This window comes from Shewanella sp. 2_MG-2023 (assembly GCF_030548905.1).
Classification (GTDB): Bacteria; Pseudomonadota; Gammaproteobacteria; order Enterobacterales; family Shewanellaceae; genus Shewanella; species Shewanella electrodiphila.
The window spans coordinates 92,470-108,784 of the sequence record NZ_JAUOSO010000017.1 but is presented as its reverse complement, the minus strand read 5'-3'; the positions used below and the strand labels follow the sequence as shown (position 1 = coordinate 108,784).

Below are 16,315 nucleotides of genomic sequence, written 5' to 3'. Positions count from 1 at the left end.
TTGAAGATGGTGTTCCAGGTCAAGGTCCAGAAGTAGACCCAAGCAACCCAATCGAAGATGGTACGCCTAGCCGTCCAATTGAAGATGGTGTTCCAGGTCAAGGTCCAGAAGTAGACCCAAGCAACCCAATCGAAGATGGTACGCCTAGCCGTCCAGTTGAAGTAGGCCCAAGTAACCCAATTGAAGATGTTACGCCTAGCCATCCAATTGAAGATGGTACTCCTGAAAATATGGCTAAAACGGTTGAGGCTATGTCAGCAGAGCAAAAGTCAAACCTTCGTCGCAAGGCTGCTCAAATTCGTGATGCTGTTAAAGCCCGTTTTGATCGCTAAGTTATAAGCTAATTAAACATATATTAAGGAGGCAAGCGCCTCCTTAAGTTTTTGTGGAAATAAATTATGATTAGTAAATTTCTCAAGGCACGTTTAATTATAGGTTTATGTGTCGCGGCCAGTTCGGCTGCAAATGCAGAGTCAACTGGCGGCCTGCAGGTGTTTCAATATAATGATGAAGTCATTGCTGTAGCGAGTGGTAGTGTGCAAGTGACTGAAGAGTTGAACTTTAGTGCTGAAGTTGATTCAACGGGTTACTTAGAGGTCGGTGCTGGCTACGGCATGATGTTGGGTCAATTCTATACCGAAATTGGCGGACGTTATGGCCGTGCAGATACACTTGATATCTATGATGTGAGTTTAATGTCAGGTGTAATGTTAGGTCAGAAATGGATGCTTTTTGCTAATACGGCACATGAATGGCGTGAATCAAACCGTATTATAGGTAGTTCTATGGGACTGTTTGACCAACGTGAATGGCGTAATAGCATTGGTGTTAATTACAGTCCTGCTTCATGGGTTAATTTGGGTTATACGCTCAATCATGATCGCTTACTTTCAGGTAACCGATTTTTAGAAGTGGAAAATGACAATATAACCAGTCATGACTTTATGTTGACGTTCAAACCTAAATACGTTTCACCTTATGTGAAATACACCTATGGTGAATACCGAGTTAGACCAGGCGAACCTGTGACATCAGAAAGCCAAGTTGAATTTGGAATTAATTTTAATTTTTAAAAAAATTTATTATAAAATCAAAAATAACCGCTTTTAACCATTTGGTTGCTCTCGCCCATTACCTAAATTAATGGGCTTTTTTACGTTTGCTCTTCAAGCGTTTTTAGCACTAAATCATTTAACCATTGCGTTAATGGATTTTGACGATTTTTATAATGAAAATAAGTAGATATTTTGTAATCAAAAACATCCTCTTCGGTGTTAACCTTTATTGCCCTTAATTGAGGGTAGTGACTTATATCTAAGAAACCTGATAAAGGTGCGATCATGTCGGTTTCGCTAATAACATCTAAGATGGCAGATGGTAATTCTGAGCGAAATTTAACCCGATAGTTTAGATTGTTTTTTGCGAAGACTTCCTGTGCTATCGTTCGTTGATAATTCCAGTCTGCAGCAATAATTGTAGCGAAATCATATTGAGCCGCTTCAGATAAACTGATAGAAGTTTTTTTACAGGGATGATCTTTTCGAACGTAACATTTAAAACGTTCTGTCGAAATATACTTCTCACTCACTTCAGATGGCAATTCAGGCATTTGATAGGTGATACCTAAATGAAGTTGGTCTTGCTGAATTTGAGCTAATGAATCAGTAGACCATTTATACATTTGAACATTACATTTAGGTGCTGATGCCATAATATTTAGAAATAGTTTGCTGCCGATGCTGTTGAGCAAAAATGGCGAAAGCGCAATGTGAAACGTGTCTTCTAGTGCGGCGGGGTCAAATTCATTAACACTGTTTACCGCCAGTTCAAGGTCTTGATAAACAGGGCTAATCGATTGAAATAAGTTGACAGAAAAAGGAGTCGGTTCGAGCCCTGAAGGGATCTTAACAAACAATTCGTCGCCAAAGTGGTGTCTTAATTTTTGTAGAGATTTACTGATAGCTGGCTGACTTACAAATAATCGGCCAGCGGTAAGGCGCATATTGCGTTCTCGATACAGAATAAAAAAGACATGCAATAAATTTAAATCAAGGTTTTGAAACAAGTTTTTAGCCATGATACGCCTGATATTTTTACTTTTGTTTAATTTACTCCTTATTCTTTGACCTTACAATTTAATCTCATTTTAAAGATTTTTACATATGTGGCTGTTATGTCTGTATATTAACTATACAATTATTAAGCTTTCAAATATAAAATCATTTTTAGGTCTTTTTGCTTTTAGTACTAATGCCTGTTTGTTTAGGTGACTTCATATCGTTAATCTTAAAATGCATCGTTTCAATAAGTTGTCTAACTCTGAGAGTCACTTACATGGTTAAATTAGTGACTACAGCACGCAAAGGATAAGCATGATGTCTACAGTTATATCTCGTTGGTTTCATAAGATCATAGTTGGTGTTGTCTTGTATGGCTTTTCGTATGGCGCAATCGCACTGGAATGGCCACAAGAAGTTGATACTAAACTAGGCACGTTAGTGGTTTATCAACCGCAACCAGAGTCGCTTAACGGTAATGTATTACAAAGTCGTGCAGCGATGTCATTTGAGGTCGAAAATCAACCAGACCCTGTATTTGGTGCATTTTGGTTTAGTGCCCGAATTGATACCACTGACGATGTAACAACTGTGCGTAATATTCAAGTGACTGAAGTGCGCTGGCCATCTTCAACAGAAGAAGATCAGCAAACCTTTACCGATACCGTTTCAGAGGCATTAGTCTCTACCCGCTTTGAAATCTCAATGGAGCGATTGTCCGCCAGTTTAGAAACCGCGGAGCAAGAAAAACGCAGTTTAGATAATATTAAAAATGATGCACCTGAGGTTATTTTCAGTTCAACCTTGAGTGTTTTGCTGTCTTACGATGGTGAGCCACAGTTTAGGGAAATCGAAAATAGCCCTTATGAACGTATTCTCAATACTCCTTTCGCTGTTGCCCGTGACACCCAGTCAAAGAAACTCTATTTAAGTAGTGGCACATATTGGTATGTGGCAGAAGATCCTATGGGGCCATGGCAAGTCACACTTTATCCACCTGAAGATTTGGTCAGCATGGTGAACACCGAGGAGGATGAACCAGCTAAAAGCACTGCCAATGCACCGCATATTATTACCTCGGATGTCCCGACAGAATTGATTTCAACTGATGGTTCGCCTAATTGGCAGAGTTTAATCGATGGCAAACTTCTATATGTCAGTAATACAGAAACGGCCTGGATCCGTGAAACAACATCAGGTGATATGTATCTGTTACTTTCGGGTCGCTGGTTTAAATCAAAAAAACAAGCTGGACCTTGGGCATTTGTGCGCGGGGATAAATTACCTGAAAGCTTCAAAGATATTCCACCAGAATCCGATATTGGTGGTTTAAGGGTTTCTGTTGCGGGCACTGATGAAGCAAATCAAGCCATGTTAGATGCGCAAATTCCGCAAACAGCAGCGATTAAACGTGACGAAGCCAAACTTGAGGTGGAATATGATGGCGAGCCTAAATTCGAGGCGGTAACAGGCACTTCAGTTTCTTACGCTGTTAACACTTCAACCCAAGTTTTATTGATCAACCAAGTCTATTACGCCGTCGACAATGGGGTGTGGTTTACATCGGCATCAGCTAAAGGCCCTTGGATTGTTGCTGATGATATTCCGAATGAAGAAATCGCAAAAATTCCGGCAAGTTCACCTGTCTATAACACCACTTACGTACAAGTTTATGACTCGACCCCTGAAGTGGTTTACGTGGGTTATACCCCAGGCTATATGTGGTCTTATCCATATTACGGCGTGCCTATTTATGGCACTGGTTGGTACTACCCGCCATATTGGGGAAGATATTATTATCCTCGTCCACCGACCTGGGGCTTACATGTAGGTTATAACCCTTGGACTGGCTGGAATGTGGGCGTGAGCTGGAGTAATGGCTTTTACCGTGCAGGTGTTGTGTGGGGAGGTGGCTACGGCTATCACCGTCCTTATCGATGCTGCGGTGGCTATTATGGTGGTGGATACCGCCGCCCTGTGGTGATTAATACTGGCAATATTAATATTGGTAACAGTATTAGTGTGGGTAATCGAACTAAGGTGTCTAATCGAATCAATTCTACCAACATTAATGGTAATAGAATTGGCAAGCAGAACAATTTGTATAACCGCCCAGCCACTCGCGATCGTTTAGCGAGCCCTGCTGTCGCCAATAAAAACTTGAAAAAAGCCACTTACAATAAGAATCGCAGCAATGATGTGTTTGCAGATAAACACGGTAATGTGGCTCGTGATAATCAAGGTAAGTGGGAGAACCGCAGTGATGGCAAGTGGAATACGGCTCCTGCTACTCGGGACTTGAGCAAGCCCACTAATGTCAATAAGCCTAGCACGCTGCCATCCACTCGTCCGTCGACGTTACCTTCGTCAAGGCCGTCAAATATGCCAGCAACGATGCCTTCTTCACGTCCATCGAATATGAATAACTCGATAAACCGCAGTCGTCCAAGTGGCGGCTTTGATCACCAAAGCTTGAATCGCTCTCGTCAAGCTCGTCAATCAGGTATGGCAAGAGAAGGGCGAGGACGTGTGCATCGCTAATTGAGCCAATAAGAAAATAAGCCTGCAAGTTGCAGGCTTTTTTATTATTCTGACTATTAAGTGAAATATTTAGCTGCACAACAATATACGGACATTATTTATGTGGAATACCCTGCAAGCCTATCGGTCATCAATTATTTTATTGTCAGCTTTATTGCTTGGCGGATTACTTGGGACTGCATTGCCAGAATTTGCTATCAAGCTTAAGCCTATTGGGCAAATCTTCCTGAATTTATTGTTTATGATTATTGTGCCTTTAGTGGCCGTGAGTGTGATGTCTTCAATTGCGAAGATGACGGACTTAAAAAGGTTAGGTTCTATTTTGGCTTCGATAATGGCCGTGTCTGTGGTGATGGCAATGGTGCCTGCCATTGGGATTGTGTTATTGGCACTCGCCTATGATCCTGCTCAAGGAGTCACACTAGAACTTGCGGAAACCGTAGAAGTTGCTGGCAGTATGGACTTTGTGAGCTTATTGACCACCAATGATTTTGTTGGGTTGTTATCAAAATCGAACATTTTAGCGCTGATTATCATGTCAGTAATCAGTGGTATTGCCATCGGTCAATCTGGCGAGGATGGCCGTAAAGTATCGGCATTACTTGATAGCTTGAATACCGTGATAATGAAAATTATTGCGATATTAATGTATGTTGCGCCAATTGGCTTAGGTGCTTATTTTGCGGCAACGATGGCCAGTCAAGACGCTGAATTAATGGGAACATTTGCAAGAGCTGTAGGACTTTTTTTAGTTGCAACAGTGGTGTATTTAACCTTAGGTTCGACGCTTTATGCATGGGTCGGTGGCGGTTTAGCAGGAGTGAAACGCTTTTGGCAAAACATGCTTGAACCAGCGGTGACAGCGTTAGGGACAAGCTCATCATTAGCAACCTTACCAGTGAATATCAGGGCTGCGGCCAAAATGGACTTAAATGAGCAAATCGCTGAGATAAGTTTACCGCTATTGGTGAACCTTAATAAAGGCGGCGCAGCGATGATAACTGCACTCAAAATCGTATTTATTTATTCGCTATTGGGTATGGAGTTCACTTCCGATGTGTTTATGTTAACCATCTTGATATCTGTACTGTCAGCGTTTGTTATTGGTGGAGTACCTGGTGGCGCTTTTTTAGGTGAGATTTTTATTGTTACTACCTTAGGCTTGCCTTTGGAAGTGATCCCTATTTTGGTGGTATTAGGCGCGATAACTGATGCGGCTTCAACAGTCATTAATGTGGTTCACGACTTGACTGCAACGCAAATTATTCAACGTATTAATGGTAAACATTATCAAGCTACAACAAACACTGCTGAATAAACTTTCATATTAACTCATCTATCATTCGAGCCTTGTTTTAGGCTCGAACACCCGAAAATCACCTATATTGTTAAGCCTATTTTGAGTATCAACTCAATATTTATTGATGATCCTCTCACTTCTTTAGAGTAACTATTCAGTTTTGCGTGCTAATGGTTGAACACTCTTTGAGCGTGTGTAACAATGCTGCACCAAATGTGTAGCATTTTTTTTACAGGTTGAGCAGGCTTACATTAGTCCTAGCTTTTCTAGACTGTAAGGCAATAAAACGTCGGTATAAGGCGTATTAATACAATAACCTGAGCATGGAATCTCAATGAAACTTTCTTTTCGCCATTTGTTATTTTTGGTGATGATTTTAACGTCACTCATCCCCATTACTGCAATATCATTTTGGTCGGCAAATTCAGCTCTTGAGAACGAATATAATATGGTGCATGACAAGCATCTATTACTCGCGCAAAACATTACCAAAGCACTTAATCGTTATGCGATTGATGCACTCGCTATTTTTACCACAGTAACCAACAGCAACTCCCATCAAGGTGTTGATAGCATCATGTTTGATTTATTAAACACCGTTGATGTGGTTTCAATTGGTGTCTTTAACCCCCAAGGACAACGAGAAAGCGTCGTATATGGTGCTGAAAACTCTCAACCTTTAAGCCTAACCGATACCAATAACCCATTTGATTTATCTGAATTATCAGAAGCGCATTTTACCCCTATTCATAAAAATGGTGTGCTACAGCCAACCTTATACATGATACGTCAAACCCCAGATATGCGTATTTGGTTGGCGACGATGCATGCCACTTATATTGAGCAATTACAATCGGCGGTGATGTTCGGCGATAAAGGCCATGCGGCAATTGTTGATAAGCGAGGTAACGTGTTGGCTCATCCCAACAAAACGTGGCAAGCAGAGGCTAAAAATATCAGTAAAGTGAGCATCGTTAAGCAGATGATGGCGGGTGAAACGGGGGTAAGTCAGTTCTACTCGCCAGCGGTAAAAGCGGACATGATTGCGGGCTTTGATGTGGTGCCTACCACGGGCTGGGGAGTCATGATCCCACAACCTCTTGTTGAGCTCGATCAACGTGCTTTTGTCGTTATAAAATTTACTCTTTTAGTGGCATTGGTATCGCTGATTGTATGCAGTGTGTTTAGTTGGTGGATTGTCGGCTTAATTACTCGACCTATCGATATTTTAACGGCTAAAACTCGCGTCATCACTGATATTCGTTCGGATACGCAGAGACACCCTAGAGGTTTTCATACCGCAGAATTTGCAAAGTTATTTGATAGCTTTAGACAAATGTCATTAGAAATTAGAAATGGAAGAGAAGAGCTAGAGGTGAGAGTTGCTGATCGCACCGCTGATTTAGCCGAAGCTCAAGAAAAAGCCTTACAACTCGCCAATCATGATGCGGTGACAGGGCTAGCTAATCGGGTCGCCATTAGAGATAAAATTGCTGAGTTATTACAGCAGCAAAAACATTTCTCATTATTGTTTATCGACCTCGATGGTTTTAAAGGGGTGAATGACCAATATGGACATAGAGTGGGTGATAAATTACTAAAAACCTTAGCAGATAAAGTCAATAACCATCTATTTATTCACGATATTCTTGCTCGTTATGGTGGTGATGAATTTATCGTATTAATGCCGAATATGGATTCGATCATTGCTGCAGAGTGTGCGGCTGAAAAATTACTGCAACTATTTTCTGAACCGGTAATTATTGAAGACAGTGTGATTTGTATTAGTGCGTGTATTGGTTTGGCTTTATCAAGTGGCTTTGATAAAGACACTGATAGCTTGATCCATAGAGCGGACACTGCAATGTACCGCGCAAAACGCCAAGGCAAAAACAAAGTTACCATCGCGAGTTAATCATGCATGCGCAATATATACCAGAATTTATATAATGTCGTTAGAGGTCATATGTCAATAAAATCTGTATGTTACAGCAGCCCCTTATCAAACGCTCACAAGGGTTTCACCTTAATCGAGCTTGTTGTGGTTATCATTATTTTAGCGATACTTGCAGTGATTGCTGCGCCAAAGTTTATTAGTTTAAAAGAAGATGCATACGCAGGACAAATGCAAGGGGTGTCTGGTGCGATTAGCAGCGCTAAAGATTTAGTGTATTCCGCTTGCGTAATTAGTGCTGATTGTGATGAAACGGCTGCTGCTTCAGGTATTAGTAATAGTATTGTTGTAGAGGGCCAAAACATTACGCTAGCTTATGGTTACCCGAGACATACTAACGCTGGTATTGCCCGCGCTATTAATATTGTTAATGGTGATGATTTCGAAGTTACTTCATATAGCATTTCTGGACGCAGTGGTTTACGTATTAGACCTGCTGCAGATTATTCAGTGAATGATTGCGAGATCCGCTACTCTGAGCCGCAGGCCGCAAAGGAAACCCCGGTAGTTGAAAGGGATTTAGAGGGGTGCTAGTTCTTTTTTAGGTTCAAAGTCTGACTTCATCATTCACTATGTTCAACAGCGATGATGGCTTAAGCTAATTTTTAAGACTGAATTTTAAGACTGAATTTTAAGACTGAATTTTAAGGCTGAGTTTTAAGGCTGAGTTTTATCTAAAGTTAATTAGGTCATCGCGTAAGATAAATCAGCAGTCGTTTCAAATATCACCTAGCCCGCGTATAAAAATGGATTTTTACTCAATGAAAGTTTTGATTTCAATATCGGTTTTCTCTTTTTTAATGCAGATCTGCCCACCTGTGATGGCAAATGTGTTCAATACGGTTGTGAGTGTGCAATGTAATGAGTGCGTTTCTAGTGATGATTATCGTGTCGCAGCCATATCAGCCCTGAGAGACAGAGAACAAAAAGTCGTTAATGTGGTTAATTTTAATGAGTTTGACGTTCGTAAATTCGATGTCAAAAAACTGCAAGTGGAAGTGTGTAGTGATTATAGTAAATCAGCGACCAAAGGTTTCTGCAGGATGGAAGATGGCTCGATAGTAAAGCCGCTTAAGCTAACTAATATTGCCCGTGAACAATTTATCCTTTTCGCAGAAGAACTGTATCAAATCGATTTCTTTCAACCCATTAACATATCAGTAGATTACCAAGTTGCAGGCTCTGCTTGGGAGTTAATCGGCAGTGGATACTTGCCTAATAAGGTGAGTGATACTTGGCGTCAACAAAGTGAATATTCAGATCTGGTAAATCGTTATAAACACGGCATGCAGGTAAGCTATCAAACTGGGATTTTTGTGACGAATTTATCCCCGAAAATAGTGTATAGATTCTCTGATGAGTCGCAGTTTAATTCTGAAGTTGACATGATTGATATGGACGAACAGCTGCATTATAAATTTATCGCCCTGCAAGATGAGCATAATAATTTCCTCGACATTGCCGAAGATCCAATATTTACTCTCGGAGATAAGTTTCAGTTTGAATCGCAACAAAGTGAAGACTATATGGTGATGAAAAAGGTTGTGGAAGCTTATGGTTTTATGACTGAGTCAAAAGCAACACTTTCAGGCATTGCCGTGACTATTGTGGCATGTACTTCGAGCGATAACCCTTGTCAATATAGTGCTTTTTAGGTCGTTATTGACCAGCTCACATCTAGTTGTTCTTTTTGCTCTTTTGGTACAAGTTTTCCCTAAGAATCAATTCAATCCGAGTAACAGGGATTTTAATAAGATTGGTATGGGGGAATTATTTAGTCAGGTTTAATGAGTGGTGATATTAAAACCTAACTTGGTTACGTCCGCGGTCTTTAGCACGATACAGGGCTTTATCAGCAAGTTTCATACTTTGTTCAAAACTTTGGTCTGACTTATGTTCAGCGCAGCCAATAGAGACGGTGACATTCACGGTTTTCTTTTTTACTGGCGCTTTACCGCGGCTCTTCTTTGAATTGGTTTTACGGCTTTCGTCCCGTAGAACAATGTCATAATCTTCAATGCTTTGTCTAACATCATCAAGGTGTGAATAGACTTGGTCTATGTCTTTGCGCGGGAATACGATAGTAAATTCCTCACCACCATAACGGAAAGTTTTACCGCCGCCAGTCACCTTAGACAGTTTTACTGCGACCAGTTTTAACACATCATCACCAACATCATGACCATAAGTGTCGTTAAAGCTTTTAAAGTGGTCGATATCGACCATGGCAACGGTATATTTACGTCCTAATGCTAGGCTCAAGTTAAATAATGCTCGCCTAGAAGGCAGTCCTGTTAACTCATCGCGGTAAGCTAAGAAATACGAGTCAAATAGCACTGTAATTAAGAAGCTAATCGCGATGCAGCAAAATAGGATAGATAAGGGTAAATTGGTCGGGACTAAAAAATAGCAAAGCCACAATAGTAAGCAGATCCCTAAGCTGGTTTGCGCGAGATTACTGTGCCAACTGAGACGGAAAATCAGCACGATGGCTAGCGGATAAATTGGCAATAAATGCAGTGGCGAGCTTTCTACACTCAGGTCAAAACTTTGCTGAAATTGATTTAATCCCTGTGAGTATTGTCCGATAAGATAAACCCAGAGGTAAGCCACTATCCCACATATTACAACTCCACCCATGCGGTAAAAGCTATGCACACTTATCACTCCACGGTCTTTAATAAAGCAAAACATGCAAATGACCAGAGTGCCAAATAGCGGTAAAAACTGATGGATTATAGGGGAAAGAAAGAGTCGGTGACTTTGCAGGGTATAAAAGCATAGTAATAATAAGCCGATATAAAATAGACGGCTGCGATTGAATTGCAGACAAATTAATGATGATGCAGCGAGTAACCAATACGGTGCGTAATGCAAAGTATCTTGCCAATCTATCCAGTGACTCTGAAAGTGCGCCAATAAGGCTAATGACAGAAATGTAATAAAGAATGGCAGTATAAAAAAGCGCAAGGTATGCATTAAGCTGCTCATTAAATCCACCGTAATAAAGCTATCGTTAAACGAAATTGAAAAGAAAAAGCTGCGGCTACATTAACGATGTAATTGTTTTGAACCGACAGATAAAAGCTAAACCTAAATTAAAAATCTGCTCTAACAAAGCGACCTTGGACTAACTAAACTGAAATATAAGTTAAATAGATTGGTTTCTATAGCTATTTGTCTCACTTTTGAGACTGTGACTCATTCTGGTTAGGACAGTGTCAGTAAGTCGGAATATCCCAGTTTTGTTTGTTGTGTTTTATCTTATGATTAGACAAGTAATAAAAAAGGCGTAAACAACGATGTTACGCCTTAGTATTTAGATTGCAGTAAGTCTAACGAGGTTATGACCTGAGTTAGCCTTTTTCCATCGCTTCGATGAATTTGTTTGATTCAGCAATCGATTTGTTCATCTCAGTAATCAAGCTTGAAATGTCAGATTGTAAGCTATTAAATTCACCTTTAATTGCGCCAATTGCTTGGGCATTTAGGTTGTGCTTTAAGTACAGCATATTGTCTTTCATTGCCGTTAAGATTGGCGGCATTTTCGCTTCTGCACGGCGCATTCCCTTAACTAATGAATTATATGAGCGCTGAGTTTCATTGAGTTTATTGGTGCTATTACGACGAAGGCTCGCTTTACTGATTTCTTGAATTTCAGTTTCCCATTCGTCAAATAAAGCTTCGGCGACATCTTCGACTTTATCAATACGGCTGCCAACTTCATCTGCTGCAGCTTGAGCTGACTCATATTCATCTTTTGCTTTGTTGTAAGCATCCTCAAGATCGCCACCATCAAACGCCAGCAAAGCCTGCATTTCTTCTAGCGCTGAACTGAATTGCTCTTGAGCTTCTTCTTGGGATTCTTTCGCTTCTTGAACGCGATCGACCATGATGTCACGCTTGTGATAGCCTACTTTTTCCATTGCACCATAATAGGCACTTTGGCAGCCACTTAATAACAAGCTGACGCTAAGGAATACTAGTGATATCCATTTCTTCATCTTCTGATCTCTTTATTGTTGTCGTTGCACTAATCTGCTTTAAATATGGCTGCGTCGATAACGCTCCAAAGATGAAAAACAGCACCAATAATCGCTGGGATAATTAACACCCAAAAAAAGTAACCTACTGCTGTAATACAGAAAAATAGAATTGCAGCTATAATGCGTCCTTGAACCAGTTGGCCTAAACCTGGAAAAAAGAAGCTGGCAATTGCGGCAATAACATTGCCTGCAGAACCTTGTTGAGACATTAAATTGCTCCCTAGGAGTGTAACTATCGTGTTATAACATTGTACGAAGTTAAACGCGTAATTGAAATTAATAAATCAGAGAATATTGTGACAAATAAGATAGATGTAGCTTATCTAAAAAATATGAATGTCAGCATTTGGCGGTTTTTAGTTCACCTGAAGCAAAGATTGCAGGAAGACCAAATCAATGTCAAAGCCGGACATTTAGCCTATGTGACTTTGCTATCGTTAGTGCCAATGGTGGCAGTGATGATGTCGATGTTATCTGCTTTTCCTGGTTTTTCAGGTATTCGCGGTCAGATCGAAAACTTCATTTACAGTAATTTTATGCCCGCATCAGGGGATACGGTACAAATTTATATTAATGAATTTGTCGATAATGCCTCAAAAGCGACCTTTGTCGGTGTCCTGGCCTTAGTTGTTGTCGCATTAATGTTGATCTCGGCGATTGATAAAGCCTTAAATAATATTTGGCGCACCACAGAAAAGCGCTCTTATGTGGTGTCATTTTCAATGTATTGGATGGTACTGACACTCGGACCCGTTTTAATGGGGGCGAGCATTGTTGCGACGTCTTATGTTGTGTCACTCAAGGTATTTGATAGCAGCGAAATATCTGCCTTAATGACTTGGATGGTGGAGCGTTTGCCGATGCTATTTTCAGTGGCTTCAATTTTACTGCTGTACATGGTGGTACCTAATAAAAAAGTGCATTTTTGGCATGCTCTTATTGGCGCAAGTGTGGCAGCAATACTCTTTGAGGCGGGTAAAAAAGGGTTTGCATTTTATGTGACTCAGTTTCCAAGTTATGAAGCGATTTATGGTGCGCTAGCAACCATTCCTATTTTATTTGTTTGGGTCTATTTGTCTTGGGTCATCGTGCTATTAGGCGCTGAAATTACCGCAGCGTTGCCAGAGTATCTCACCTCGGGTATTTTTTCAGTTAAGAAAAAAGCCCAGCTTCACGCACAGGCTAAAGCAAATACAAGTAAAGATAACGCTGAAATTGAAGACGTTGATTCTCACTCTGATGTGATTGAGCTGGCAGTGTCTAACCCAGAAAATGACGCCACAAAATCAACGGAGCGATAAGCGATACAGTCGGTGTTCATTAAAACATGAATATTTTATCTGTGCTTAAGCTAGCACTACACGGTATATTGCTATCCAAGTGGTAAATAATAATAAAATATTGGCTATGACTTCATCATGAGGTTATACCGGAAGTACTTACAAGGAACGAAAATGAAAAAATTGCTTATTGCGGCATGTGTATTAGGTTTAACAGCTTGTGCTGCAACCGACAATTCAACAACAGAAAGTGCAACCAATGCTGCCCCTACAATGATTAATATGGCAGGTATGACAGATCAGCAAGCCACTGATGAATTGTATAACGCATTATTGAAATCAAGCTATTTAGCCACCAAACTCAGCCCAACCAGCGTGGCTGTCCAGTTTGGTGATAATCAATTTGTGTTACAGCCAAGCATGAGTGAGCAAGGCGTAGATAGAATTTTAACTAATCGCTTATTTGCTGTTCATCCGCAATTACATGGCAGTAAAGAACTGCTTGTATTGATTGGATCATTAAACCAAAAACTGAACTTTGCTAAGTTTGTTATTCGCGAGAATGGCGGCGTGATCCAAGTGCAAGGTGCAGCTACATTTGTCGATTCAATTGAGTTAGAAGAATTACGTCGTTTCATGTTGTGGACCGATGAAGGCCTTAAGCAAGTGGGTAAATCACTGCCAAAAGGTTCAGAGGATTTGATTAAGCCAATTCCTGTTATTAAGCCTGACGCAGGCGCTTAATATTGTAGAATGTGTTCATAGATCCCGTAAATTAGGACATAGCATTGATTGGATTAATCCAAAGGGTGGCACATGCCAGTGTCACTATTGCCGCTGAAGGCGAAGATCCCGAACAGGCTGAGCAAGTTACAGGTAGTATTAATAAAGGCTTATTAGTGCTGCTTGGGGTCGAGAAAGATGATGACCTTGAAAAAATGCGCAAGTTAGCTAAAAAAGTTATCGGCTACCGCATTTTTAATGATGAAAATGACAAAATGAACCTTAACCTTCAACAAGTTGGCGGAGAGTTATTAGTCGTTTCTCAATTTACCTTGGCTGCCGATACCGGTCGCGGTTTACGCCCAAGTTTCTCCAGTGCTGCTACACCCGAGCAAGCAAATGAATTATACCAAGCGTTTATCGCCTTTTGCCGTGAACAAGGCGTAACAACGCAAACGGGCTCATTTGGCGCCAATATGAAAGTTGAACTACTTAATGATGGCCCAGTGACTTTTAACTTGCAGGTGTAACAGGTTTAATCGATGAAAACTGACTCAACAATGACAGCAAGATTATTGCTTGAGCTGCAGCAGACATGGCACCAAACCATTCCTGTGAGTCAGTTTATGCAAGTGACCCCCGTTCATTTTGATGGTGATCAATTTTCCTGCACAGCACCGATAGCACCCAATATTAACCTACATCAAACGATGTTTGCTGGCAGTATTTATACTCTGATGACGTTAACGGGTTGGGGAATGTTGTGGCTGCAGCAACGAGTCCATGGGGTTGAAGGTAACATCGTCTTAGCCGATGCCCATATCCGCTATATCGCGCCTATTACTCAAGCGCCTCAAGTCAGTGTCACTTGGCCTGAATCAACATCACTTGATGCATTAAAAACAGGCGGCAAAGTGAAAGTGACACTAGAGGTTCAGCTACATTGCGCAGATAAACTCTGTGCAACTTTTACTGGTCTTTATGTTAGTTATTAAGTGACTCACAACACAGTAAGTCTTTCATTGCACCGGCATTTACAGCGCAGCTAAACCCTTCAGCTTCAAAAATATCACAGCCCTTTTGTGCCCGAATGCCTGCACCACAATATACAACAAATTGTTGTTGTTTTGCTTTATGTGCGCGCAACCATTGAGCAAGCTCTGTTAATGGAACATTGATGGCATTAGGCAGGTGACCTAAAGCAAATTCATCAGGGTTTCTAACATCAATTAACGGCGCGCCTTGTTTAACGAGCTGCCAGCAAATATCTGTTTCTTGTTTACCTGCTAGTTTTGTTGCAGCAGTTGATAAATTGCTATGGTCTGAAACTATAGTTGCGTCTGTCATGATGAACCCACCTGCTAATGTTAACTCTACGAATCGTTTATTGACTATCTATAAAACTTATCTCTATAAAATTCATTTCTATAAGATTTATCTCAATAAGATTATTCTAATGCAGAGTGTAAATCAAGCCTGAAATAATTGCTTCAAGCTATTGGTGTCGGTAGAACAATTAGCAAGTTGACTTAAAGGGGGCTGTTTATCGTGGGAAAGTTGAGTAGTGAGTAGTGAGTAAGCAGCAGGCAGTAGGGTGGATCAGTTTTATCGCTACAGCATTTATTGATGCTGTAGCGATTTGTCATAAGGGCGCTAGTAATATTTTCTTAAATATTTAGTGGCGTACTTTCTCAGTTTTTTCTGTTCTGCAGTTTGTGATACCGCTTCAACAACAGGTTTATATTTTTCGTTGCCTGAGCTTGCTAGTGCGCGAGTTACCCAGGCATAAGTATCAATAGCAAGCTTACTGTCATCCATTAAGCGCATTGGTTTGAGCTGTGTCGCTAATTGCTCGAGCATAAAATCGTCAAAAAGGTATTCGTTGGCGATTCGTTTAGCTGCGATTCGCATTAACTCTAAATCGTCACCTCTTAAGGCTGCGGCATAGATATTTTGACGATGTGGCTGCTTATTATCATAGTGGGTTTTATCTTGAAGGATCACATTCCACACTTGAAATTTAGATAAATCGTCAACGGCACGTTTAGCATATTTACGGATTTTTTTATGGGCATACCCTTCAGAGAGGGTTAATAAGAAATCATGGTATTGTGGGTCGCCTGAATATCCTAAGCCCTTAATTAACCAAGCAGTATTATCAATGGCGTGCTTATCTGTTGCAGTATGCATTTGGGCGACAATTTTTGCTTGGATGGTGTTGTAGATACTTGGGTCTTCAAGCCCCACCAAGATCATTGATTCAACAGCTTGCTGTTGTTTATAGGTATCATCACCCGTAAAAATCTGTTGGTACTCTTCTGTGGTGTAGGTTTTCGCTAATGTCATAGAGCTGAATAAACAGCAGCTAATGATGAGTGTATTCAAGAGTGTATTGAGTAGCAGTTTCATTCTAT

16 protein-coding genes and 1 pseudogene are annotated in these 16,315 nt (G+C 40.7%); 11 read left to right on the top strand and 6 right to left on the bottom strand.

Annotated features, from left to right (window positions below; translation table 11 throughout):
• Together Q4600_RS16795 and Q4600_RS16790 are read left to right on the top strand one after the other, a co-directional pair.
• A pseudogene (locus tag Q4600_RS16795) lies at nucleotides 1-332 on the top strand (hypothetical protein); the annotation flags it as partial.
• Nucleotides 333-398: 66 nt separating this feature from the next.
• Nucleotides 399-1,073 (top strand): hypothetical protein, encoded by a 675-nt coding sequence (locus Q4600_RS16790; protein ID WP_303517195.1) that lies wholly within the window; start codon nucleotides 399-401, stop codon nucleotides 1,071-1,073.
• 80 nt (nucleotides 1,074-1,153) lie between these two features.
• On the opposite strand, the gene Q4600_RS16785 is transcribed toward Q4600_RS16790, so the two are convergent.
• Nucleotides 1,154-2,077, bottom strand: a complete 924-nt coding sequence (locus tag Q4600_RS16785) for a LysR family transcriptional regulator (RefSeq protein WP_303517196.1) — start codon at nucleotides 2,075-2,077, stop codon at nucleotides 1,154-1,156.
• A 298-nt stretch (nucleotides 2,078-2,375) separates the two neighbouring features.
• Here Q4600_RS16785 and Q4600_RS16780 point away from each other — a divergent pair, with 298 nt between their 5' ends.
• The 5 genes from Q4600_RS16780 to Q4600_RS16760 all read left to right on the top strand — a co-directional run bounded on the left by Q4600_RS16780 (nucleotide 2,376) and on the right by Q4600_RS16760 (nucleotide 9,507).
• Complete coding sequence (locus tag Q4600_RS16780; RefSeq protein WP_303517197.1) at nucleotides 2,376-4,598, top strand: carbohydrate-binding family V/XII; 2,223 nt, start codon at nucleotides 2,376-2,378, stop codon at nucleotides 4,596-4,598.
• A gap of 100 nt (nucleotides 4,599-4,698) precedes the next feature.
• Nucleotides 4,699-5,916 (top strand): dicarboxylate/amino acid:cation symporter, encoded by a 1,218-nt coding sequence (locus Q4600_RS16775; RefSeq protein ID WP_303517198.1) that lies wholly within the window; start codon nucleotides 4,699-4,701, stop codon nucleotides 5,914-5,916.
• Between the two features lie 316 nt (nucleotides 5,917-6,232).
• On the top strand, nucleotides 6,233-7,813 hold the full coding sequence (locus Q4600_RS16770) for a sensor domain-containing diguanylate cyclase (RefSeq protein WP_303517199.1): 1,581 nt from the start codon (nucleotides 6,233-6,235) through the stop codon (nucleotides 7,811-7,813).
• A 51-nt stretch (nucleotides 7,814-7,864) separates the two neighbouring features.
• Entirely contained in the window at nucleotides 7,865-8,386 is a 522-nt protein-coding gene (locus tag Q4600_RS16765; RefSeq protein ID WP_303517200.1) for a prepilin-type N-terminal cleavage/methylation domain-containing protein, read from the top strand.
• Nucleotides 8,387-8,613: 227 nt separating this feature from the next.
• Nucleotides 8,614-9,507 (top strand): hypothetical protein, encoded by an 894-nt coding sequence (locus tag Q4600_RS16760; RefSeq protein ID WP_102526778.1) that lies wholly within the window; start codon nucleotides 8,614-8,616, stop codon nucleotides 9,505-9,507.
• Between the two features lie 145 nt (nucleotides 9,508-9,652).
• Here Q4600_RS16760 and Q4600_RS16755 read toward each other — a convergent pair whose 3' ends face one another.
• The 3 genes from Q4600_RS16755 to Q4600_RS16745 form a co-directional block, all read right to left on the bottom strand.
• On the bottom strand, nucleotides 9,653-10,843 hold the full coding sequence (locus Q4600_RS16755; protein ID WP_303517201.1) for a diguanylate cyclase: 1,191 nt from the start codon (nucleotides 10,841-10,843) through the stop codon (nucleotides 9,653-9,655).
• A 365-nt stretch (nucleotides 10,844-11,208) separates the two neighbouring features.
• Nucleotides 11,209-11,856: a DUF2959 domain-containing protein gene (locus Q4600_RS16750; protein WP_102526780.1), complete on the bottom strand. Its 648-nt coding sequence runs from the start codon at nucleotides 11,854-11,856 to the stop codon at nucleotides 11,209-11,211.
• A gap of 29 nt (nucleotides 11,857-11,885) precedes the next feature.
• Nucleotides 11,886-12,107: a hypothetical protein gene (locus Q4600_RS16745; RefSeq protein ID WP_102526781.1), complete on the bottom strand. Its 222-nt coding sequence runs from the start codon at nucleotides 12,105-12,107 to the stop codon at nucleotides 11,886-11,888.
• An 87-nt stretch (nucleotides 12,108-12,194) separates the two neighbouring features.
• Between Q4600_RS16745 and Q4600_RS16740 the strand changes: the two genes are divergently transcribed.
• From Q4600_RS16740 to Q4600_RS16725, 4 genes are all read left to right on the top strand, one after another.
• Nucleotides 12,195-13,199: a virulence factor BrkB family protein gene (locus tag Q4600_RS16740; RefSeq protein WP_102526865.1), complete on the top strand. Its 1,005-nt coding sequence runs from the start codon at nucleotides 12,195-12,197 to the stop codon at nucleotides 13,197-13,199.
• Nucleotides 13,200-13,352: 153 nt separating this feature from the next.
• Nucleotides 13,353-13,922, top strand: coding sequence for a hypothetical protein (locus Q4600_RS16735; protein WP_102526782.1), 570 nt, complete (start codon nucleotides 13,353-13,355; stop codon nucleotides 13,920-13,922).
• Between the two features lie 44 nt (nucleotides 13,923-13,966).
• Nucleotides 13,967-14,431 (top strand): D-aminoacyl-tRNA deacylase, encoded by a 465-nt coding sequence (dtd, locus tag Q4600_RS16730; RefSeq protein WP_102526783.1) that lies wholly within the window; start codon nucleotides 13,967-13,969, stop codon nucleotides 14,429-14,431.
• A gap of 12 nt (nucleotides 14,432-14,443) precedes the next feature.
• Nucleotides 14,444-14,896, top strand: a complete 453-nt coding sequence (locus Q4600_RS16725; protein ID WP_303517202.1) for a thioesterase domain-containing protein — start codon at nucleotides 14,444-14,446, stop codon at nucleotides 14,894-14,896.
• Here the strand turns inward: Q4600_RS16725 and Q4600_RS16720 are convergent.
• Together Q4600_RS16720 and Q4600_RS16715 are read right to left on the bottom strand one after the other, a co-directional pair.
• The gene (locus Q4600_RS16720; RefSeq protein WP_303517203.1) at nucleotides 14,886-15,248 is read right to left on the bottom strand and encodes a rhodanese-like domain-containing protein; all 363 of its coding nucleotides are present in this window, start codon (nucleotides 15,246-15,248) and stop codon (nucleotides 14,886-14,888) included. The genes Q4600_RS16725 and Q4600_RS16720 overlap by 11 nt on opposite strands.
• 306 nt (nucleotides 15,249-15,554) lie before the next feature.
• A complete protein-coding gene (locus tag Q4600_RS16715; RefSeq protein ID WP_303517204.1) occupies nucleotides 15,555-16,310 on the bottom strand; it encodes a hypothetical protein in 756 nt (251 codons plus the stop codon).
• Between the last annotated feature and the right edge of the window lie 5 nt (nucleotides 16,311-16,315).